Origin of the sequence: Mariniplasma anaerobium, from assembly GCF_016865445.1 — a bacterium.
Taxonomy (GTDB): domain Bacteria; phylum Bacillota_I; class Bacilli_A; order Acholeplasmatales; family Acholeplasmataceae; genus Mariniplasma; species Mariniplasma anaerobium.
On record NZ_AP024412.1, the window covers coordinates 1,309,350 to 1,332,140 of the forward strand.

General features: G+C 29.8%; 25 protein-coding genes and 1 riboswitch. Of the genes, 6 read left to right on the forward strand and 19 right to left on the reverse strand.

Annotation, left to right across the window (positions count from 1 at the left end; translation table 11 throughout):
• Positions 1-30: 30 nt before the first annotated feature.
• The 13 genes from MPAN_RS06215 to MPAN_RS06275 form a co-directional block, all read right to left on the reverse strand.
• Positions 31-594, reverse strand: a complete 564-nt coding sequence (locus MPAN_RS06215; RefSeq protein WP_176238846.1) for a LemA family protein — start codon at positions 592-594, stop codon at positions 31-33.
• Positions 595-615: 21 nt separating this feature from the next.
• Positions 616-1,512, reverse strand: coding sequence for a DUF3137 domain-containing protein (locus MPAN_RS06220; RefSeq protein ID WP_176238845.1), 897 nt, complete (start codon positions 1,510-1,512; stop codon positions 616-618).
• Positions 1,509-2,681 carry a methionine adenosyltransferase gene (gene metK, locus MPAN_RS06225; RefSeq protein ID WP_176238844.1) on the reverse strand — a complete coding sequence of 391 codons (1,173 nt, stop codon included), beginning with the start codon at positions 2,679-2,681 and terminating at the stop codon, positions 1,509-1,511. The genes MPAN_RS06220 and metK overlap by 4 nt, the downstream gene beginning before the upstream one ends.
• Before the next feature lie 55 nt (positions 2,682-2,736).
• Positions 2,737-2,832, reverse strand: a riboswitch (SAM riboswitch).
• Positions 2,833-2,899: 67 nt separating this feature from the next.
• Positions 2,900-4,216 (reverse strand): HD-GYP domain-containing protein, encoded by a 1,317-nt coding sequence (locus MPAN_RS06230; RefSeq protein ID WP_176238843.1) that lies wholly within the window; start codon positions 4,214-4,216, stop codon positions 2,900-2,902.
• A 19-nt stretch (positions 4,217-4,235) separates the two neighbouring features.
• Complete coding sequence (locus tag MPAN_RS06235; protein WP_231756750.1) at positions 4,236-4,799, reverse strand: phosphatidylglycerophosphatase A family protein; 564 nt, start codon at positions 4,797-4,799, stop codon at positions 4,236-4,238.
• Positions 4,796-5,731: a methionyl-tRNA formyltransferase gene (gene fmt / locus MPAN_RS06240; RefSeq protein WP_176238842.1), complete on the reverse strand. Its 936-nt coding sequence runs from the start codon at positions 5,729-5,731 to the stop codon at positions 4,796-4,798. The genes MPAN_RS06235 and fmt overlap by 4 nt, the downstream gene beginning before the upstream one ends.
• Before the next feature lie 12 nt (positions 5,732-5,743).
• Complete coding sequence (priA, locus tag MPAN_RS06245; protein ID WP_176238841.1) at positions 5,744-8,059, reverse strand: replication restart helicase PriA; 2,316 nt, start codon at positions 8,057-8,059, stop codon at positions 5,744-5,746.
• A 46-nt stretch (positions 8,060-8,105) separates the two neighbouring features.
• Positions 8,106-8,447 carry a 30S ribosome-binding factor RbfA gene (gene rbfA, locus MPAN_RS06250; protein ID WP_176238840.1) on the reverse strand — a complete coding sequence of 114 codons (342 nt, stop codon included), beginning with the start codon at positions 8,445-8,447 and terminating at the stop codon, positions 8,106-8,108.
• Between the two features lie 3 nt (positions 8,448-8,450).
• Positions 8,451-10,301 carry a translation initiation factor IF-2 gene (gene infB, locus MPAN_RS06255; RefSeq protein ID WP_176238839.1) on the reverse strand — a complete coding sequence of 617 codons (1,851 nt, stop codon included), beginning with the start codon at positions 10,299-10,301 and terminating at the stop codon, positions 8,451-8,453.
• 4 nt (positions 10,302-10,305) lie between these two features.
• Positions 10,306-10,596: a L7Ae/L30e/S12e/Gadd45 family ribosomal protein gene (locus MPAN_RS06260; protein ID WP_176238838.1), complete on the reverse strand. Its 291-nt coding sequence runs from the start codon at positions 10,594-10,596 to the stop codon at positions 10,306-10,308.
• Complete coding sequence (rnpM, locus tag MPAN_RS06265) at positions 10,589-10,855, reverse strand: RNase P modulator RnpM (protein WP_176238837.1); 267 nt, start codon at positions 10,853-10,855, stop codon at positions 10,589-10,591. The genes MPAN_RS06260 and rnpM overlap by 8 nt, the downstream gene beginning before the upstream one ends.
• 24 nt (positions 10,856-10,879) lie before the next feature.
• The gene (gene nusA / locus MPAN_RS06270; RefSeq protein WP_176238836.1) at positions 10,880-11,950 is read right to left on the reverse strand and encodes a transcription termination factor NusA; all 1,071 of its coding nucleotides are present in this window, start codon (positions 11,948-11,950) and stop codon (positions 10,880-10,882) included.
• Positions 11,951-11,959: 9 nt separating this feature from the next.
• Positions 11,960-12,400 (reverse strand): ribosome maturation factor RimP, encoded by a 441-nt coding sequence (locus MPAN_RS06275; RefSeq protein WP_176238835.1) that lies wholly within the window; start codon positions 12,398-12,400, stop codon positions 11,960-11,962.
• 207 nt (positions 12,401-12,607) lie between these two features.
• On the opposite strand from MPAN_RS06275, the gene MPAN_RS06280 reads away from it, so the two are divergent.
• The 4 genes from MPAN_RS06280 to MPAN_RS06295 are packed head-to-tail and all read left to right on the forward strand — an operon-like array spanning position 12,608 to position 15,412.
• On the forward strand, positions 12,608-13,561 hold the full coding sequence (locus MPAN_RS06280; RefSeq protein WP_176238834.1) for a metal ABC transporter substrate-binding protein: 954 nt from the start codon (positions 12,608-12,610) through the stop codon (positions 13,559-13,561).
• 1 nt (position 13,562) lies between these two features.
• A complete protein-coding gene (locus MPAN_RS06285; RefSeq protein ID WP_176238833.1) occupies positions 13,563-14,231 on the forward strand; it encodes a metal ABC transporter ATP-binding protein in 669 nt (222 codons plus the stop codon).
• Entirely contained in the window at positions 14,224-15,030 is an 807-nt protein-coding gene (locus tag MPAN_RS06290) for a metal ABC transporter permease (protein ID WP_176238832.1), read from the forward strand. The genes MPAN_RS06285 and MPAN_RS06290 overlap by 8 nt, the downstream gene beginning before the upstream one ends.
• A 4-nt stretch (positions 15,031-15,034) precedes the next feature.
• Complete coding sequence (locus MPAN_RS06295; RefSeq protein WP_176238831.1) at positions 15,035-15,412, forward strand: Fur family transcriptional regulator; 378 nt, start codon at positions 15,035-15,037, stop codon at positions 15,410-15,412.
• Positions 15,413-15,452: 40 nt separating this feature from the next.
• Here MPAN_RS06295 and MPAN_RS06300 read toward each other — a convergent pair whose 3' ends face one another.
• Positions 15,453-16,283 carry an aldo/keto reductase gene (locus tag MPAN_RS06300; protein WP_176238830.1) on the reverse strand — a complete coding sequence of 277 codons (831 nt, stop codon included), beginning with the start codon at positions 16,281-16,283 and terminating at the stop codon, positions 15,453-15,455.
• A 129-nt stretch (positions 16,284-16,412) separates the two neighbouring features.
• A complete protein-coding gene (locus tag MPAN_RS06305; protein WP_176238829.1) occupies positions 16,413-16,802 on the reverse strand; it encodes a hypothetical protein in 390 nt (129 codons plus the stop codon).
• Positions 16,803-16,868: 66 nt separating this feature from the next.
• On the opposite strand from MPAN_RS06305, the gene coaD reads away from it, so the two are divergent.
• Complete coding sequence (coaD, locus tag MPAN_RS06310) at positions 16,869-17,354, forward strand: pantetheine-phosphate adenylyltransferase (RefSeq protein ID WP_176238828.1); 486 nt, start codon at positions 16,869-16,871, stop codon at positions 17,352-17,354.
• Here the strand turns inward: coaD and MPAN_RS06315 are convergent.
• Positions 17,347-18,123 carry an HAD-IIB family hydrolase gene (locus tag MPAN_RS06315; protein ID WP_176238827.1) on the reverse strand — a complete coding sequence of 259 codons (777 nt, stop codon included), beginning with the start codon at positions 18,121-18,123 and terminating at the stop codon, positions 17,347-17,349. The genes coaD and MPAN_RS06315 overlap by 8 nt on opposite strands.
• Before the next feature lie 105 nt (positions 18,124-18,228).
• Here MPAN_RS06315 and MPAN_RS06320 point away from each other — a divergent pair, with 105 nt between their 5' ends.
• Positions 18,229-19,917: a ribonuclease J gene (locus tag MPAN_RS06320; protein ID WP_176238826.1), complete on the forward strand. Its 1,689-nt coding sequence runs from the start codon at positions 18,229-18,231 to the stop codon at positions 19,915-19,917.
• Between the two features lie 29 nt (positions 19,918-19,946).
• On the opposite strand, the gene MPAN_RS06325 is transcribed toward MPAN_RS06320, so the two are convergent.
• The 3 genes from MPAN_RS06325 to rpoZ form a co-directional block, all read right to left on the reverse strand.
• A complete protein-coding gene (locus MPAN_RS06325; RefSeq protein WP_176238825.1) occupies positions 19,947-20,777 on the reverse strand; it encodes an exonuclease domain-containing protein in 831 nt (276 codons plus the stop codon).
• Entirely contained in the window at positions 20,774-22,501 is a 1,728-nt protein-coding gene (gene uvrC, locus MPAN_RS06330) for an excinuclease ABC subunit UvrC (protein ID WP_231756751.1), read from the reverse strand. The genes MPAN_RS06325 and uvrC overlap by 4 nt, the downstream gene beginning before the upstream one ends.
• Positions 22,502-22,575: 74 nt before the next feature.
• Complete coding sequence (rpoZ, locus tag MPAN_RS06335) at positions 22,576-22,791, reverse strand: DNA-directed RNA polymerase subunit omega (protein WP_231756752.1); 216 nt, start codon at positions 22,789-22,791, stop codon at positions 22,576-22,578.

A 22,791-nucleotide genomic window follows, 5' to 3' on the forward strand; every position in this document is an offset into this window, starting at 1 on the left:
CAAAAAAAATAAAACGCTTGGCGTTTTATTTTAAAAATCAAATTTTACATCTTCTCTCTTCGCAGCTTCTGCTTCGAAGAATGAACGTTTTTCGAAATGCTTCATGTTCGCAATTATACTTGAAGGGAATACTACGACCTTTTGGTTGTATATTGAAACATTAGAATTATAAACGCGTCTTGATGCTTGTAAGTTTTCTTCTACTTCGACTGTTGCATCTTGTAATTTAGCAACATTTGTAGAAGCTTTTAAATCTGGGTATTGTTCTACAACAACGTTTATTGCTTGAAGTCCTCTAGAAACTTGATCAGCAAATTCTTGCTTTTGTTCCATTGGAGCTCCATGAGCAGGTTGTCTCATCGCAATCACTTTTTGAAGTGTTTCCGATTCATGTTTCATATACCCTTTTGTTGCTTGGAACATTTTTGATAACAAATCAAAACGTTTAGTTAATGCAATATCAATACTTGATTCTGATTCATCAATCTTAATAAGCATACGGTTAAATGAATTGACTGTAGAAATATACCATGAAACAAAGATAAGTAATAAAACTCCTACAATAATTAAAATAATAGTTAATGGACCTGGCATGTGTTTTTTCTCCTTCCTTTTTTATTTAAATTTTGAACTGTCTAATCTAAACTCATTGATAATAGATGGAATAAGATCTATATCTGACATAAATATCTCTAGTGTTTTTTCATTGATTGGTGTTTTTAACTTAAATTCCATATAATCTTTACTATCATTTACACCAATGTGAAGCTCATTGTTTTGATAACAATATACAATAGAACCACGATGAAGCGCTTCTAATTCTAATAATTTTTCTAGCATTGAAGATGTTATCAAATAAAATCCAAACTCTTTAGATGAAGCATATATAGCAAATTTTTTATTAAATGCCATACTTTCAGTTTCAAATTTTTCTAGACCTTTTTTGTTAGCGTATCCGCCTCTACCTTCAACAATTTTTAAAACTTCATCAAATTGTTTTTGATATCTATAAATATACCAACGGCCTTTAAAATATGTTTGATAAGAAACTTGAACATTACCTTTTGAATCTCTTGTTTCTACACGTTCTTTTAAATTAATATCAGAAACCTCAAATTTAACTCCTTTATAAGAGCCTTTAATGAGATCTTCCCCTTGATATCGGTCTGGTCTTTTTATTAATCCAGTACCATTGATTCTATCAATAGAAATATGTGATTTAGGATCATAAGAAACTTCCTCAAAAGATTCTTCTAAAAGTGTTGGAACTAAATCACTTTTCACAAAGTCTTTAAAAACTTTGGAATGCATAGCAGATTTGCCTAAAAATATAATTGAAACCATAAATATAACTACACCTATGATTAACAAGAACATTACTTCAGTAACAAATCCTAAAATCGCAAATAAAACAGCTCCTAGTAAAATAAGAAGTCCTATTTTTATATCCTTGCTTCGAGCCTTTAATAATTCTAATCTTTTCTGTTCTAAAGTCTTTAAATTTTCCGTCATATTTTATCACCATTTTCATTGTATAATAATTTAGCAAATAATTCAATCTTATTGGTTTGTTCCCATGTGAATTCGTCTAAATTACGTCCAAAATGTCCATATGATGATGTTTTTTTATAGATTGGTCTATTTAGATTTAAAGTCTCAATAATGCCTTGTGGTGTAAGATCAAAATTTTGATTGACAACTTCATATATTTTTTCTATATCTACTTTTTCAGTTCCGAAAGTATTTATAGAAAAACTAACTGGTTCAGATAAACCAATTGCATAAGCTAATTGTATTTCACACTCAGTTGCGATATTACTTGCAACAATATTTTTTGCAATATATCTTGCCATATAAGCAGCAGATTTATCTACTTTAGTCGCATCTTTACCCGAAAATGCTCCTCCACCATGTCTAGCATAACCACCATAAGTATCAACAATAATTTTTCTACCAGTTAATCCAGCATCTCCATGTGGACCACCTTTAACAAATTTACCTGTTGGGTTAATCTGATAAACAGTCTTAGATGTATCATAATCTTCTAAAACTGGTTTAATAACATGTTTCATTACTTCTTTTCTCAAATCTTCTTGCTTCCAGCAATCATCATGTTGAGTTGATAAAACAACAGTATGAATATAATCAGGTTTATTATCTTTGTCATATGCTATAGTTACTTGTGTTTTACCATCTGGACGAAGATTAGGAATAATTTCATTTTTTCTTACATAGCTTAATCTTTCTGCTAAACGATGTGCTAGATAAATAGGTAATGGTAAATATACATCTGTATCATGATTGGCATAACCAAACATAAGACCTTGATCACCAGCTCCTAATTGTTTATCTTTTGATTTATCAACACCTATTGCGATATCTTCAGATTGTTTGTCAATTCTAATATCAATTTTTACTGTATCAGCACTATATCCATATTCTTCTTTGGTATATCCGATTTCTTCTATCGCTTTTTTTACAATACTTTCATAATTGATAACTGCTTTTGAAGTAATCTCACCAAACAATAAACAATAATGCGATGTTACTGCTGTTTCAATAGCAACTCTTGACTCTGGATCTTGTTCTAGACAAGCATCTAAAATAGAATCTGAAATATAGTCACTAACCTTATCTGGATGACCTTCTGTTACAGATTCACTACTAAATAATTTATACATTTTTATTTCTCCTTTTCAAATAAAAAACGTCTTCCATAAGGAAAACGATCATTTTTCCTTATTGTTGGGATGAACCCCTCATGATAAGCACCTAATCAAATAGGTTGCTGCTACGTCGTCGGTCACTAGCCTCGATAGCTCTGAATAAGATTTAATTGTTACGAACACCTTATCATATTACATGATTGTAGGTGAAAAGTCAATTGAAATTATCTTGATTAAAAATTATTATACATTTCAGAAAATTCATCATTAAACTTTAAAAATCTTTCTTTTAAATCATAATCAAAAAAATGCCCTAATTCTTGTTGAAATAATTTCAATACAATGCTATGTGCCATTGGTCTTTTATACGATCTATGGCTACGCATGGTTATATAAAGATCACATAACAATATGATTTGTGCTTGAATATCTGGTTGAATAAGTAACATCTCTTTTAAGAATTTTTCATTGGCAATATCTTCAATTTGTGCTCTAGCAATATCTTCACATTTTTGAGCAAGTTGAATACGTTTTGCAATTCTTGAGCCAAGTTCTGTTTGTTCTTTTAAGATATCATAAGTTTTTTCATCATAGGTATTAATATCATTTAATAAATGCTTAATTTCTTGATATTGAAGATGAACCATTGCATAATCATTTAATTTTTGAATTTCAGCTTCATTTAATCCATAATAGTCTGCTAGTTTTTGACTCATTTGTTGTACTTGATATGCATGTCTTTTTTCCATTAATGTATAAGATGATGAAAAGACTACGGTAAATAAATCTCCAACGATATGTGAAAAATCATTTTGAACTTGTCGTCTTTTGATCAATTCATTTTTACGCTCTTCTTGCATGTATTGTCCCATAGAAACAATCGCATAAACAACAAAATAAAATAATATAAATAATAAAGTTCTAAGTAATATATCACTAAACTCTGGTAATCTTAAAAAGCTTGGTAAAAATTCAAGAATGGTCTGTCCATTTACTAATCCATGGAAGTTATATGTCCATATCAAATGAATCACGGTAAGCATTGCTAACAACCCTTGAAAACTACTACTTAAAAGTTTCTTTTCTTGATACAAGGATATAACAACTACTGCATAATACATTAAGATATAAGCACCGGTTTCAAAGTATTCGTGCGTGTATAGTCTTGCATAAATTAAAATCGCGGAAAAGAATATATAAAATGCTGAGACATACATCGCAACATTTTGTTTTGTTTTATCTTCAGGATCTAAATGAATTAATTTGTTTAACATTCTATTAATTACATAAGTCATTGGAAAAGCAAGTACTGTAACAACCCAGTCAGAAACTCGGTCTTGAGTTGACAGAGATAAAATAATTAGTATAACAGTATACATAATATTTGATAAGAAAATGATATTTTTGATTACAACATTTCTTCTAAAAAGAACTGCAACATCATTTGTAATATCCACACCTTGTTCAAAGCCAAAAAACTTAGCAAATATATCATTGCCAAGCGATTTTAAATCCCAAAACTTTCTTTTTTTAGCTTTATCTTTTGCCAATTCAAATCATCCTTTGTTGTTATAAATCAAATATGCTAAATCTTTTTACATCTATATCTTCGTGAGCTAAGTCTTCATTGACAACTTGAGCAACTCTAGTTGATGCAGCTGCAGCGATTGCTCCAACAATATCATCTAAAAATGTATGACAAATGCCTTCTTCTTTTCCTGCATCATTTAATCTTTGAACAATCCCATGTTTGTTAACATCGATATCACCAAAATTGGTTTGTCCAATAGTTCCATATAATCCAGAAACATCTAAACCAAGCGTTTCATCAACACCAAATAATCCCAAGTCTTCCATAATGATATCTTGGATTGGACCTTGAAATTTATTTTCTTCAGCTAAACGATCAATTTCAGCTGCTAATTGGACATGGTGAAAAACATCTCTTAAAGATAGAATTTTTTCAACAGATTCAACACAAATAGCTCTACTTACATCATCAGAGTACTTAGATTGTTGCATATAAGATATTTCTGCAATCGCTTCAATGGTTACTCCTCTTTTAAGTAATAGCTTTTTGTTTAATTCAAACATTTCCGGTCTTGTAAATAATAATTTTTTCTTTGTTTTCATAAGGTATCTTCTCCTTTAAATACATCATTAAGTGACATGATGTTTTGTCCATTTAGAAAATCTTTAGTTTCCATGATTTTTTTACCTGGAGCTTGAATCAATAGAATGTCTATCGCTCCATCAAGTGTTTTAACAATTAATCTTTTTTTAATCATGATGATTTGGCCTGGTTGTGCATCTACATTTATTATTATATCACTTTTTTGTGCTTTATAAATCTTTATTTTTGAATCATTTACACGTGCATATCCACCTGGTTCAGGTGATAAACCTCTAATTTGGTTAACAATTTTTAACGTAGGTCTATTAAATGATATAAACTCATCTGATGGTTTTAATGTCGGAGAAAATGTTGTTTTTGTTTCATCTTGATCTATACTTTTGATATTTTTGTTTTTTATATCACCTAAAACTTCTTTAAGTAATTTTGTTCCTAAAGTTGATAGTTTTTTAGTTAATGATAAATAATCATCTTCTTGTTCAATGGTTAATGACTCTTGTTTAATGATTGGTCCACTATCCATTTTAAAAGCCATATACATAACAGTGACTCCGGTTTGAGCATCTCCATTAAACAATGCATATTGTATGGGTGCACCACCTCTATATTTAGGTAATAAAGACCCATGAACATTTAATGCAGTAATTTGATCAAGCAATGCTTTAGGTAGAATTTGACCATAAGCTGCTGAGATTAGCATATCTGGTTTCAAATCAATAATTTTTTGATATTCTTTTTTGATATTTTCGGGTTGAAAGACTTCAATACCATGTTTAATTGCAATCTCTTTCACTAAAGAAGGTGTCAGTATTTTTTTTCTACCTACTTTTTTATCTGGCTGAGTCACCACACACAAAACTTCATGTTCTTGGATTAACATTTCTAGAACTTCTACCGCAAAAAGCGGAGTACCCATAAATACAATTTTCATTTTATTCACCACCTATATCATGTCTAAATTTGGATAATATTTTATATGAATATCATCATTTGATAAATCATTCGTTATTTCTTTAATTGTATCATGATCGATATTTTTATATTTTATAGTTACGACAAATCTAAAATTTTGTCTTATTTTTTTAATTAAAGCTTTTGAAGGTCCTAAGACTGTCACAGTCTCTAATTTTGATAATCTCTTTTTTAATAAAAATGCGTTTTGATATGTTTTCAAATAAGATTGTCCTTCGATTAAAAACTGAGACACATGTGAATACGGTTCGTATTGTGAAAGTTTTCTTTCATATAAAGCTTCTTTATAAAAAGTGTCATACCCTTTTGTTAGGGCATCAATAGCATAATGTTTTAAATCGTATCCTTGAATGATAACTTCACCTTTTTGATGTCTTCCTGACCTTCCAGCTATTTGTGTTAATAACATGAAAGTATCTTCAGATGCTAAATATGAAGGAACTTTTAAAGATAAATCTGCCATTAATACACCTACTAAAGTAACTTTAGGAAAATCTAGCCCCTTTGATATCATTTGTGTGCCTAATAGAATATCTGCATCATGGTTTAGAAATTGATGCCATATCTTTTCATGACTTCCTTTAGTTTGTGTTAAGTTTCGATCCATTCTTAAAATGCGTGCATTAGGGAGTGTTCTTTTTAGTTCACTTTCGACATATTCTATGCCAACTCCAACTTCTTTAACAGCATTTTGATGACATATTTCACATGTCTGATTAAATGGTTTTTCATATCCACAATAATGACATTTCAAGATATTTTTATCTTTATAGTAAGTTAAAGATATCTCACAATCTGGACATTTAGGAACATCTCCACATTGTCTACATAATACAAAAGGAGCATATCCTTTTCTATTAAAAAGGATGAGTGTTTGTTCTTCTTTTTTCAATCGATCTTTCATAGATATAAGTAAATCTCTTGAAAAAATCGATGTGTTTTTTTGTTTTAATTCATCTTTCATATCAATAAGTTTTATATCAGGTTGTTCAATTCCTAATGGTCTACTTGTTAGATTTAGTAATGTATATTCATGTCCTAAAGCCTTATACATAGAAACAACAGATGGTGTTGCTGAGCCTAAAACTAAAGGTATATGATGATATGTTGATCTTAATGAAGCGATATGTTTGGCGTCATATGTCACATGTTCAGTTTGGATATATGATCGATCATGTTCTTCATCCATAATAATTAATCCAAGATCTTTAATAGGCAAAAATACACCACTTCTTGTTGATAAAACAATAGACGCTTCATCATTTAAAATCATCTGATATTGATCAAGGCGTTCACCAGCTGAAAGTGCACTATGATAGATTGCAACACTTGAAAATCTAGATTTTAAGCGTTGAGCCATAGGAGCGATTAAAGTGATTTCAGGAACCATCACTAAAACTCTTTTATCTTGTTTTATCAAATCTTCTATAACATCTAAGTAAACTTCAGTTTTCCCAGAGCCTGTAACACCTTTTAATAAAAATGTTTTGGATTGATTAAAAGATTGTTTAATAAGTACAGCTGCAAGCTTTTGTTCATCTGTTAATTGAACTAATTTATCTTTGTCATCAAATACATGTTTGATATTTCTTATCATTTGTTGACTCGATAAAATGAACACTTGATGTTTCGTTAATGTATTTATTTGACTTATACTAAAACCTAAAGATATCAATTGATTCTTATCATATTGTATATCTGCTTTAATATCTTTTAATTGCGGATATTTATCAATTTTTTGATATGTATGATTTGAATTTAATGTGTAAGTTGTCTTATATTTCTTATTCGTTTTTTGTTTTATTGCAAGTTTGATTTCAACAACATCGTTTTTTTGTAATCTTCTTAGTCTAGGTAATATATCAAATTGATTCTTCTTTAAATGCCAAATACCTTTTTGATTAAAGTTAGACAATAAATCTTCAGGGCATTCTTTTTCATTTAATAGATAAACATCTTTATCATAATCTAATTTTATTTCTCCTGGTATCACAGTATCAAAAACAGAACTATAAAGCTCAGATGATTGTTTTTGGATATCATTGATGATATAAAATAATTCATCAGAAATTGTTGGAACATGATCAAGAATATCTAATATTTCTTTTGTAGCAGTACTACTTTTTTCTATAATATCTGTCACAAATCCCATTCTTGTTTGCGCACCAAAAGGCACAAGAACTCTCATGCCGATTTTTATGTCATCTTTTAGTTCATCATTGATGATGTAATCATAATGATGATTGACATTTTGATGTTTAATATCAATAATGACTTTTGCAAACATATGAATCACACTTTCTAAATATTTAATGCAAAAAAAGTAACCGAAGTTACTTTATTGTTTTTAAGATTTTATCAATATGATTACCATAAGCTAGAGCTTCGTCATATTTAAAAATCAAATTAGGTATTTTTCTTATGTTTCTTATTTTTTTAGCTAATTCCATACGAATAGTAACTTTAGATTCTTCTATAGCGTTTTTAGCTTTTTCTAAAACTTCTACTTCATCACTTAATATTGTGTAATATATAGTTGCATATGACATATCTTTAGTGACTTTAACTTCTGTTAAGTTAATGTATCCAAAGCTTTTATCTTTAACTTCAAGATTTACAATTTGTGCAAGTTCTCTTTGAATTAGACTTGCTAGTCTTTCTGTAGTAATTGACATATTTTATACCTCAATTTCTCTTAATTGTGACGCTTCTATAACATCTCCAACTTTAACGTCGTTAAAGTTTTCAATCGATAGTCCGCAATCAAAACCAGTTCTTACTTCTTTAGCATCATCTTTAAAACGTTTTAGTGAAGCAAGCTTACCTTCGTAAACAACAACACCATCTCTAATAAGTCTTACTAATGCAGCTCTTTTAATAACACCATCGGTTACCATACAACCAGCAATCGTTCCAACTTTAGAATTTTTAAATATTTCTCTAACTTCTGCTTGACCAGTTACTATTTCTTCAAATTCAGGTTCTAACATACCTTTTAATGCAGCTTCTATATCTTCTTGTATACGATAGATAATACTGTATAAACGTATTTCTACACCTTCAGTATCTGCAACTCTTTTAACTGCTGCAGTTGGTCTAACGTTAAATCCAATAACGATTGCATCTGAAGCTGAAGCTAGGGTTACATCATTTTCTGTGATTGCACCAACAGAATCTCTTACAATGTTAACATGGAATCCTTTGATGTCAATTTTTTCTAATAATCCTTTAAGTGCTTCAATTGAACCTTGTACATCACCTTTAATAATGATATTTAATTCTTTAGTTTCTGATTCTAATTGTCCAAATAATGAGTCAAGAGAGCGTTTCTTCATTTGTTTAGATTCAGTTTCTTTTTGTCTTGATTGTCTATCAGAAGCAATACTTCTAGTCATTTTTTCATCTTTAAATGCCATGAAAATATCACCAGCATAAGGCACTTCATTCAATCCAGTTACTTCTACTGGTTGAGAAGGCATTGCTTTTTTAAAACGATTTTTTAAATCATCACTCATCGTTCTAATTTTTCCATATGTGTTACCAATAACGATATAGTCACCTACATGAAGCGTACCATTTTCAATAATTAGAGTTGCTACTGCACCTCTACCTTTATCAAGGCTTGCTTCGATAACCGTACCACTTGCTAATCTTTTTGGATTTGCTTTAAATTCTTCTATTTCACTAATTAATTGAATAACATCTAATAATTCATCAATACCTATGTTTTTTAATGCTGAGATATTAACAAACGGTGTATCTCCACCCCATGCTTCAGGTACTAATCCACGTTCTGATAATTCAGTCATAACGCGATCCGGATTTGCAGATGGTCTATCAATTTTATTTACAGCTACGATAATAGGTACTTTAGCAGCTCTTGCATGATCTAATGCTTCAATTGTTTGAGGCATTACACCATCGTCAGCTCCAACGACTAAAATAACAATATCAGTTACTTTTGCACCACGTGCTCTCATTTCTGTAAAAGCAGCATGTCCTGGTGTATCAATAAACGTTATTTTTTCACCATTTTTTTCTATTTGGTAAGCACCAATATGTTGAGTGATTCCACCAGCTTCACCATCAACAACTCTTGATTTACGAATTGCATCTAATAATGTAGTTTTACCATGGTCAACGTGTCCCATAACTGTAACAATTGCAGGTCTTTTTATTAAATCTTTTGGATCGTCTACAATTTCCATTTCATCAAATCTGGTTACATCAGTAATCACTTCATCTTCAACTGAAAATCCTTCATCCAAAGCGATAACTTCAATAGTATCTTTATCTATAACTTGAGTAACAGCAGCCATAAGTCCATGGCCCATAAGCTTCTTAATCATTACTGCATTACTAACTTTTAATCCAGCAGCAACATCAGCAACGGTCATTTCTGGTCTATAGATAAAAATTTTAGGACCTTCATCTTTGGGTTTCTTTGGTGTTATTGGTCTTCTATTATCAGGTCTTTTATTATGATTGTTAAATTTTTTCTTTTTATTGTTTGTATTGTTTTGAGGCATAAAATCACTTCCTTTTCTGGTCTATCAATAATTGACTAAACCCTTTATCGGTTATACCAATTACTTTGATATCCGTTTTTCCTATAGCATTTGATAATGTTAAGGAGTCAAGATCATCTAAAACAGGTGTTTCGTATGTCTTTGCTTTATCTCTTACTTTTTTTATGGTTAATTGTGAAGCATCATTTGCTAAAACAATTGCATAAAGCTTTTTCTTTCTCAAGCTATCTATGGTCATTTCTGTTCCAATAGTTATCTTTCTTGCACGATAAGCTAATCCAATTATTTTATCCATGAACAAGTTTACTCAACTGTTCATAAATTTCATCTGGCACTGATGTTTCTAATCTTTTATCTAATGCTTTATTTTTTTTAGCTAATACTATGACATCTTGACTTAGTTTTAAATATGCGCCACGTCCAGGTGATTTACCATTTAAATCAATTGATACAACACCATCTTTAGTAGCACAGATACGAATCAATTCTTTTTTTGGCAAAACTTCTCTTGTAACAACACACGTTCTAAGCGGTGTTTTTTTTACTTTTTTCATAATTAAAACCACCTTTTATCAAACTTAATAAAGAATGCCTTCACCTTGAGCCATTGTTTCTGATTTAATATCAATACTCCAACCACAAGCTTGAACTGCAAGTTTAACATTTTGTCCTAACTTACCAATTGCAAGTGATAGTTGTGTATCTAATACAATCGCTAATGCGCTCTTTTCTTTAGGGTTGACATGTGTAACTGCAACAACTTCTGCTGGTTGAAGAGCATTTGCGATTAATTCTTTTTCATTATCGCTCCAACGGAATAAATCAATTTTTTCATCGCTTAAAGCTTTAACGATTTCTCTAATACGACTTCCGCCTTCACCAACACATGCTCCAATTGGATCAACTTTAGGATCATTTGATTTTACACCGATTTTAGAACGATCTCCTGGGTCTCTTGAGATACCCATGATTTCAATAATACCATCTTTAATTTCAGGTATATAGTTTTCTAATAAACGAATAATCAAACTTGGATGTGACCGGCTAACAAATACTTTTGGCCATTTAGTTTTCATTTCAACATCAGAAACATAAACTCTTACATGGTCTCCAACGTGAAAATGATCTTTTGGTAATGCTTCTTTTTTAGGAAGCAATGTTGTTAAATCTCTACCTATATCTAAACGATAGTGATCATCTGCAACATCAATAACTCTTGCATTAATCATTTCATGTTCAAAAGCTTTAAAATGATTGTAAAGATTTTCTTTTTGGCTAGATACTAAAGATTCATTTAGTCTAGATTTGAAATCTCTTACTGCAAAATGTCCAAAATCTTTTGGGTCAATTTTTTGTTCTAAAATATCCCCAACTTTAATTCTTGAATTAATTTTTTTAGCATCTTCTAACAACATTTGTGAATAATTTTTGTCAGCATCTATGCTTAATTCATCAACAACCAAATGTTGCATGTAAACCAAGATTTCGTTTTTGTCTTCCTTTAATTCTACGCGACATGAACGAACGTCATGTGCTTTTTTACAACCTGCGATTAATCCTTGAGTAAATGCCTCTAAAACTTGTTCTCTAAAGAGTTCTTTTTCTTCTGCAACCGCATCAATATTTTCAAAAAATACTTTACTTATCATGATATCCTCCTATACCTTTACTGAAGTACGCATATTTCTAGCTTCATCGTAATTGATATCAATTTTCCGAATGCGTCCCTTATCATTAATCTCTAATTTTATTATATCATTTTCAAATGATATGATGTATCCATTTCCTTGATATTTATTCGTTTCCAAATAAATATATTTACCTATCACCTTGAGAAGATCTTCTCTTGATTTTAATGGTCTTTCTAACCCAACTGACGACAATTCTAAAAAATAATCAGGATCTAAATCATCATCTGTAAGAAGATTCACGTATTCAAGATGTATTTTTTCTAATGTATTGATATCCATTGTTTCGGTGTCAATTAGAATTTCTACAATCTTTTCACCAAATTCTTTTTTGGTTTTTATACTATAAATTTCTAAATCATGTCTTTTTAAGATAGGTGTTAATTTTTCTCTCATTTTTTGTAAATTCATATTCGACCTCAATAAAATGAGTGGAAATCTTCATCCCACTCACATTTAGGTCTTTATTATAACATTATTTAATAATAAATACAATTTTTTAGGTCGCTTTTTTGCTTAATTAAAGATTAAAAAATAAATTGATTGCAAATGGTTTGCAAATTCTACTTTTCATGATATAATTCTATTGCAAATCATTTGCAGAAGGGGATTAATGTTATGAAAAAATTTGCTATTTATGTATTACTTTTATTATCCGCAATTTCTCTAGCATCTTGTAATAGCACTCAGGATAAACCTGATATTGTTGCAACTATGTTTACACATTATGATTTTGCAAAACAAATCGCTGGGGATAAACTCGAGGTTGCTTTACTCATCCCACTTGGAACTGATATTCATAGTTTTGAAGCCTCTAGTAAAGATATGGTTGACATCAACCAATCAAAGCTATTTTTATTTACAAGTTTAGAAATTGACCAATGGATTAAAGATCCTACTACAATTGCAGGACAAGATACCATTGTTTTAAATATGTCTGAAAGCTTTACATACGAAGAACATACTTATTTGTCTTTATCAACTCAACTCATTGAAGACGAACATGATCACGATGAAGAGTTACATTATTGGGTTGATCCACTCAATGCGCTTCAAATGATTGATTATATTTTAGAGCATATTATTGAGATAGATCCAGAAAATGAGGCTTATTATGTGGCGAATGCAACAGCTTACAAAGATGAAATATATGCGCTACATTTAGAAATGGATAGTGTCTTATCTTATGAACCCTATAAAGATTCTACTATTTACTTTGCAGGTCATAATGCTTTAAGTGCTTTTGCAGAAAGATATCATCTAAATATAGAATCATTATTTTCTGAATTTAAGCCTGATGATGATTTAACAAGTAGCGAAATTATAAATTTTTCTGACCTTGTAAAAAACGCTGATACACATTACCTTTTTATCGAAGCATTAACTGAACCTAAAGCAGCAAACGCTATTAAAGAAAGTTTAGAATCAAATGATCAATATCAATTAAATTTACTTACTCTACATACATATCACAACCTAAACCAAGCAGATTGGGAGGCAAATATTACCTATAAAGATTTGATGCAAAGAAACTTTGATCACATTAAAATCGCTTTAGGTATAACAAACTAAAATGATTGAATATAAAAATGTTGGTGTATCCTTTGGAAAATTTAATGTTTTATCAAATGTAAACTTTCATGTTGAAAAAGGCGACTTTTTTCACATCGTAGGACCTAATGGTAGTGGTAAAACTACTTTAGTTAAAACACTTGTTGGTCTTTTAAAACAAAGCGAAGGCACAATAGATATAAATACTAAAAATATGGGCTATCTTCCACAAAAACTAAATCTAAAAAACTTAATACCAATGACTGTACAAGAAGTTATTTACAGTGGTTTTAAAAAACCAAAATTATTTCCATCTAAATCAGAATGCCAATTGATAAAAGATTGGTTGAAAAAAATGGAAATAGAAGATCTTTTTGGTCATTCTATGAACTATTTATCCGGAGGACAACAACAACGTGTTTATCTCATAAGAGCACTTATAAGTGAACCTGATGTTTTAATTCTAGATGAACCTACTAGTGCACTTGATCCTTCATTTAGAGAAAAATTTTATATACTTCTTCATGAAATCCAAAGAAATAATAAAACAACTATCATTCATGTCACCCATGATTTGACGGATGCTATTAAAGAAAACTGCAAAATTATGTATGTTGATCAAACCATTAAATTCATAGGTTCCTATGAAGATTTTAATAAATTTGAACATAGGGGGCATCATCATGATTGATCTCTTACAATATGACTTTATAGTCAATGCTCTCTTTATTGGTATCACGCTTGCACTATCAGCTTCTCTATTGAGTCCCTATCTTGTTTTAAATCAACAAGCAATGATTGCAGATGGCCTAGCTCATGTCAGCTTTGCTGGATTAGTTTTAGGTGTTCTTCTTTCAAATGAAGCATTATATATCGCAATACCATTTGTAATGATTGCGTCAGTCTTAATAAAATACCTCGCATCAACAGATAAAATGAATGGTGATGCTGCTATTGGCTTAGTCGCAAGTGTTTCATTCGCTATTGGTTTGATTTTAATCAAAAAAGGATCTGGATTTAATATATCTGTTGAATCTATGTTAGTTGGTAATATATTTACCGCAACTAAAGCAGATATGATTATTTCAACTATCGTCAGTGTCTTAATATTGATATTTGTTTTATCATTTTATCGCTCTTTATTTTTAATGACTTATGATTTAAATTACGCGAAATTTTCAAAGATTAAAACTAATCTTTTAGGATATGGCTTATCTTTATTAACAGCATTTTTCATCGTAATAGGTGTTAGAACAATTGGAACTTTATTAATTTCTGCATTAGTCGTTTTCCCTTCTATTATTTCAAGTCAATGGACAAAGAGTTTTAAAATGACAATTTTATTTGGATTGATATCAAGTTTAGTTATTGTCGTTATGGGGATTTTTATTGCCCATCCATTAGAAATACCTGTTGGATCTACTATTGTTGTTTTATACACACTACTTCTCATACTAGTCATTGGTTTAAAGAAAGTCTTAAGGAGATGATATTATGCGTATGACCACACAAAGAAAAGAAATTTTATCTATATTAAATAAAGCAAGTCAGCCATTAAGTGCTGAAATGATTTATGATAACCTTCCTAAAGATACATTAAATTTATCCACAGTTTATCGTTCCCTCGATTTATTTTTTGCAGAAGGCTTACTTTCAAAAAGCTTTTTAAATCACACAGCTTATTATTATTCAAACCATAAAGACCATCATCACTATATGATTTGTGTGCATTGTCAAAAAATGTATGAAATTGATTGTCACATTCATCATTTTGCAGATGATATAGCAAATCAACACAATTTCAAAATTACACATCACGATATGACTATTTATGGATATTGTGAAAGTTGTCAAAAAGAGTTGCATATGTAAAAAAAACGGAGAAAATTTTCTCCGTTTTTTTATATATTTTTTAATTCCATTTTCTAGGATCATCATCAATTTGATCCAAAATATCTAAATCAGATTTTTTAATTTCAAAATCAACTTGTCCATTTTCAATAATTCTAGATTCATGTGTAGATTTCGGAAGTGGTAATGTGCCTTTTTCTATACAATATCTAATCAATATTTGAGCTGGTGTTTTATCATAAGCCTTTGCCATCTTAATAACTACAGGATTTTTAAGTGCATGTCCTATTGCAAGTGGTGAATAAGCTTCAATTAAAATGTTTTTATCCTTGCAATATACATCAGTTTCACTTTGATTATGTCCTACAAAAAATGCAATTTGATTAACGTGAGGCACAAAGTTTAAATGTTCAATGATATTATCAATATCAGCTGGAGAAAAGTTTGAAACTCCGATTGCTTTTATTTTTCCTGCTTTATATAATTCAATCATTGCTTTAAATGCTTCAACATTACCTTCTCTACAATCTTTTCCCATTTCATTCCATGGCCAAGGTGCATGAATTAAAAATAAATCTAAATAATCAAACTCTAATTCTTCAAGTGTTTTTTGGAACGCTTCTTTTGCACCTTCATAAGTTTTAATATGTGAATGCAATTTTGAAGTAACAAAAATTTCTTCTCTTGGAATTTTAGAATCTTTTATTGCGTGTCCTACACTTTTTTCATTTTTGTAAGCTTCCGCTGTATCAATATGTCTATATCCATTCTTAAGTGCCATAGATACTGATTCATAAGCTATTTTTCCATCAGGTACTTGCCAAGTCCCAAATCCAATCTTAGGAATCTCTACTCCATTTGATAAAACATATGTTTCAGTTAATAATTTCATATCTTTTCTCCTCCTATTTTAAATCTTCTAATTTATCAATCATTAAGTTATTAGTAATTATGAATTACACTTTTATTTTACCATAAAAGAAATTTTGTATAAATAAAAAGAAAAGAACACTAGGTGTTCTTACTTATGTTCTAGAATTTTATATTGAATGACTACACCAACTATTGCGATGATACAAAGTAGTGATCCAAAAACAATAGCAACTATATCTTTAGGTAGACTTTCTAAACCTGAGGCCAACATTTCACCGATATAGATAAATAAATAGCTATAAAGTAATCTTTTAAGTGTTTTAAATTCTTTTGGTGTGATGACTGCTATTTCATTTGAGGATCTTTTATAATATAAATATCCAAATACACCAAATAAAACTAAGACGCCTAAGATGACATAGGTATATGCAGGAAATGTATCTACAACATAAAAACTGATAATAACATTAGCTCCCATGACGAAAAATACGACAAACATTAATAATTGTATGACTAAACTTTTACGATAAGTGTTCATTTTTTACTTCTCCTTTGATATTTTTGAATTTTTTTTGTTATACTATTACTGAAGCGAGGTAAATATATGAAAAAAGCGGTTTATCCTGGAACATTCGATCCATTAACTATTGGTCACCTTGATATTATCAAACGTGCAAGTAGAATTGTTGATACTTTGCATATAGTTGTTGCTGACAATTATAAGAAGGTAGCTACGTTTTCCACTGAAGAAAGAATAGAGATGATTAACTTAGTCACTAAGGATCTTGACAATGTAGTTGTCTCATCAACAGATAACTTGGTTGTTAGATATGCTAAAGACAATGATATTGAACTTATGATCCGTGGTTTAAGAAATATTCAAGATTATGAAAATGAATATGCCCTGTATCAGTTTAACAGAAACATTAACAGAAGTATAGAAACATTAATTTTGTTTCCTTCTTCTAAAAATCATTTTGTGTCATCCTCTGCGATTAAAGAACTCATTGTTCATCATGCAGATATTTCGCCTTATGTTCCAAAAGAGATCATCAAAATGGTTCAAAATAAATTAAGACCTACTAAATAAGTTTAAGTTTTTTAAAAAAGTCGTGTAATTGATCTTCGTGAATATGAGGAGCAATATGATCGGCTTTTTCTTTTAATTCATTAAATCTTGTGTTATCCATAGCTATACCGATATCTGCTATTTCAATCATTTCGATATCATTAGCTCCATCACCAATACAAATTAATTGATAATCCTTTTCATACTTTAAGCATTGCTTGATTCCAAAAGATTTATTAACTTGAGGATAAGTGAAATCTGCTCCACCTTTGTGCCAAGGAAAAACTCTAAATTTCGGCATTTCTTTAGCAATCTCTAAAATCTCTGATTCAAGATCTGCAAACATCCATAATTGATAAACCTTATGATCTATATAAAACTTTTCATTGACAGCTGGAGGTAATCCATGGATTTCATTCATCCCAAAACCAATTCTATCATTCCAGTAGTTTACTGCTTCATCATTTATACCAACCATGCCTATGTTTAAATCATGATCTTTAACAAATGCTAGCACTTCCTTGATATCTTCATTTTTAATTGGTAAATCATAGATAATATCTTTATCTTTTAAAACATATGCACCATTAACCAATACTTTATATGTGAAATAAGGTAATACATCTTCAATGATTTCTAATTTTTTTAGTCCTCTTCCAGTTGCTAAACCTAAAACAACATCAGGATTTTTACTTAAAGTATGAAGCAATATTTTAGTTTGTGCAGGAATTTCACCTTTATCGTTATTATATATTGTATTATCTACATCAAAAAATATTATTTTTTTCATCATACACCTCAAAAATATTATAGCATAAATTGTTTTTCACTATCATTTTTTAATCTTTTATTATAAAATAGACATGTACAACTTTCGATGCTGGAGGATTTGCATATGAAAAACGAATTATTACAAACCGGGGAAATCGGCATTTTTGCATTAGGTGGACTCGGCGAAGTTGGGAAAAACATGTATATATACGAAATCGAAGACCAAATTTTTATCGTCGATTCTGGTATATTATTTCCTGATGATCATTTATTAGGTATTGATTATGTCATTCCTGATTATACATATTTAATTGAAAACCAAGATCGTATTGTTGGTCTTTTTATCACGCATGGACACGAAGATCATATTGGTAGTATCCCTTATTTATTGAAACAAGTCAACATTCCTAAGATTTATGCATCAGGAATCGCAATTGACTTAATTGAATACAAATTCATGGAACATAAAGATGTTAAACATCCGCATATTGAAGCTTACAAGAGCCATTATAAATATACCTTTAAAAATGTAGAAATCAGTTTTATTAGAATGACTCATTCAATCCCTGATATGTTTGGTATCGTCTTTAAAACAAAAGAAGGTACTTTATTCCACACCGGAGATTTTAAAGTAGATTTTACACCTGTAGGACCTCCTTGTGAATTTGATAAACTTGCTAAAATAGGTAGTGAAGGCGTTTTATGTATGATGTCTGATTCAACCAATTCAGAGCGCGATGAACTCATCATTTCTGATAGTAAAGTTGGTAAATCAATTAATGAACTTTTTACTAGAATGACTGGTAGAATCATTATTGCTACATTCGCATCAAATATGTATCGTATTCAACAAATTATAGAATCTGCTGTATTAAACAAACGTAAAGTTGCAGTATTTGGTAGATCAATGGAACGAGCAATTGAAGCAGGTATGCAAACCGGATATATAAAAGTTCCAAAAGATACATTAATTACAGGTGATCAGGTTAATAGATTAAAACCAGAACAAATATGTTTACTTGTAACTGGTTCTCAAGGTGAACCATTAGCTGCTCTAAGTAGAATTGCAAATGGAACACATCGCCAAGTTCAAGCCATGGCTGGTGATACTGTTATCTTCTCTTCTTCTCCTATTCCAGGAAATCAAGAAGGCGTTAATAGAACCATTAACAAACTATTTAGATTAGATGTCAATGTGATTACACATGGTCCACTTGCAGATACGCATACATCTGGACATGGTGCACAAAACGATTTAAAACTTATTTTAAGCCTTGTTAAGCCTAAGATGTTTATTCCAGTTCATGGAGAGCATCGTATGCTTAAACACCATAAACAACTCGCTATTGAATGCGGTGTTAATCCTAAGAATATATTGATTATGGATAACGGTGAAGTTGCAGCTGTAAATAGAGATCACATTAGATTAGCTGGTAAAGTACATTCTGGTGAAGTTTATATTGATGGTACTGGTATTGGCGATATCGGTAGTGTTGTTCTTAAAGAAAGAAAAACACTAAGTGAAGAAGGCTTATTCTCAATAGTTTTATCTATTGATTCAGATAAGAAAAAAATGGTTAACGATCCTACTATTATATCTCGTGGATTTATATATATGAGAGGTAATGAAGAATTAACTGGTCAATTAGCCAATGAAGCAAAATTAATATGTCAAAAAGAACTACAAGCTAAAGTAATCAATGAACTACATTTAAAAAACGCAGTTATTTCTCACTTAAGTGATAAAATATTTGAAATCACTCAAAGAAGACCTTTGATTATCCCAATTGTCGTTGATTTAAAAACTACATAAAAAAATAAATCCGCAATTGCGGATTTTTTTTATTTCATATATGACATAAAGGCATCAAATACATATTTAGTTACAATCGCATCATCTTTAGCATCATGTGCTTGATGTTCTTCGACATCATAATAGGTTTTAAATGCTTTAAATAAACCTAAATCGTCACGTAAGTTATAATAATCTTTATGCAATTTAAGTAAATCAATAAAATCCATATCTTCTGTTAACGCTTCTTTATCATGAAGTCTGTATGAATCATTTAATGCAGAAATATCATTTTTCCCCCATACTACTAATTTTGGATGAAATTTATCAATGACTCTTTTTAAATCTGCATAAAAAAGCTCATAATGTTTTCCATCTTCATAGAATTTTAATTCATCTAATTGCAAAAATCTTTTCGTTCTCTTAGATAAATTGGTTTGAGCACTTGGTAGTACATAATATCCATCTTGCTCAATAACACTACCTAATGATTTTGAAACAACATATCCTACTTGAATAATTTCAGGTGTAAATCCACCTGGAGAATATCCTGGCATTGTCATTTCAAAATCTATGAATAAATAATATTTATGTTTTTTTAATACAGCTTGCATATCTTTTCTTAACTTATTTAGATCATAATGAACGATATGTGGCTTTAAAGATATAACCCTATTAAAATGAGCGACTTGATAATACTTAATGCGATGAATTTTTTTTCTTTTAGGTGCTATTTCAAAATCAACTAAGACACCTACTCTTAAGTAATTATAGAAAGTCTTTGCAAGTCGATTAGATAAATAAAAACCTGTTTTTTTTCCTTCAATAATGATATAAAATATTTTTAATTCTGGATTGATATCATAGATGATTTTTGTCATTTTACAACCTCTTTCAATTGATTGATGACTTCATCAGGAAGACCTAAACCACTTAAGGTATCATGAGATGCTTCTCTAATTTCATCAATACTTTTAAAATGTGTTAATAATTTTAATTTTCTTTTTGGGCCAATACCTTTGATATCATCTAAAAAAGATTGATTGGCTACTTTATCTCTGGTTTTAACATGAAAGGCTATCGCAAATCTATGCACTTCTTCTGAAATGTTAAGTAAAAGCTGATAGAGTTCACTGTTTTTCAATAACGGATAGACTTCATTGTTATATACTAAAGCTTCAAGTTGATGTTTTTGATTCTTCTTTAACCCTGCTAATTTAATATCTAAATTCAATTGATCTAAAATCTCTTTAGCGGCGTTAATTTGCCCTTTTCCACCATCAACTAATATTAAATCTGGCATCTTTAACTGCTCAACAAGATTTTTTTGGTATCTTCTATATGTTACTTCTTTCATTGCTTGATAGTCATCATTAGTCGTTGTTTTTAAATGATATTTTCGATAACTTTTTTTATCAAAATCTTGATCTTTATAAACAATACATGCCGATATTGGTGCTGTACCAAAAAGTTGTGCGTTATCAAAAATTTCTATATGATTAATATTTTTCTCTAATATCTTAGATAAATCATCAATTGCTTTTTGTGTCTTTTCTTGTTTATGTCTATATAGCATATAGTGATGCTCTAAATCATAATCTGCATTCTTTGATGCTAGATCGACTACCTTCTTCTTATCTCCTCTTTGAGGGATCAAAGCTTTTTTAGAAAAAAGCGGTTCTAAGTCTTCTAAATCAAATCTAGAACTAAAAATTAATTCATCAGGAATATAAGTTTCATAATATTGTTGAAGATAACTTAATAAAGTTTCTTTATATTCTCCAACATAAGAAAAAACTACTTGTTCATGATCTACTATTTTGCCTTGTCTCATTTTCAATATTTCGATTGCGATATCATCTTGATTATATGCAAAACTAATTGCATCTCTATCTTTGAAATCATTAAGATTTATGATTTGTTTTTCAGTGGTTGATTCTATATGGTTAATCATATCTCTAAATTCAATGGCTTTTTCAAATTGCATTAAAGTAGAAGCTTGTTCCATTTGAACTTTTAGTTTATCTACAACTTCTTTTGTATCACCTTTTAAGAATTTAACAACATCATTGATATTGTCTTTGTAATCTACTTTAAATTCACAGGGTCCAAGACATTGTCCAATATGGTAATAAAGACATACTTTCTTAGGCATTGTATCACATTTTCTTAAAGGATAGATTCTATTTAATAATCTAACCGTTTCTCTTGCAGCATAGACATTTGGATATGGACCAAAAATTCTTCCTTTTGGCTTTTTTTTACGAACAACTGTAAGCTTTGGATGTTCTTCTTGTGTGAGTTCTATATATGGATATGTTTTATCATCCATAAGTCTAATGTTATATTTAGGTAAATATTGTTTGATTAGATTGATTTCTAAAATAAGTGATTCTCTCTCACTATTAGTTAATACATAAGAAAAATCCACGATTTCTAAAACTAATCGTGTTGTTTTCTCGTTATGAGCACCTGTAAAGTAAGATTTCACTCTATTTTTAAGATTTTTTGCTTTCCCAACATAAATGACTTGATCACTTTTATTTTTCATCAAATAACAGCCAGGTTCAGTTGGACATAAATTTAATTTTGCTTTTAGATTCAAAAAAATCACCACTATTATTTTAACATAAATTTTATATCAATACACATAGAAAAGAAAAAGCGAGAAACTCGCTTTTACGATTCAAACTCTATTTTAACTTTACCATCTAATATTTCTTCAAGTCCGATGCCAATACTTTTAACACATTGCGCATTATCTACAACTAAACTTTCATCTTCAATGATTCTAGCTACACGACTTGCAGCATATACTAATTTGTATTTTGAATCAATTTTTTCTAAAAGTTTATCAATCGATGGATATCTCATACCGTCTTTATTCTTTTGCAT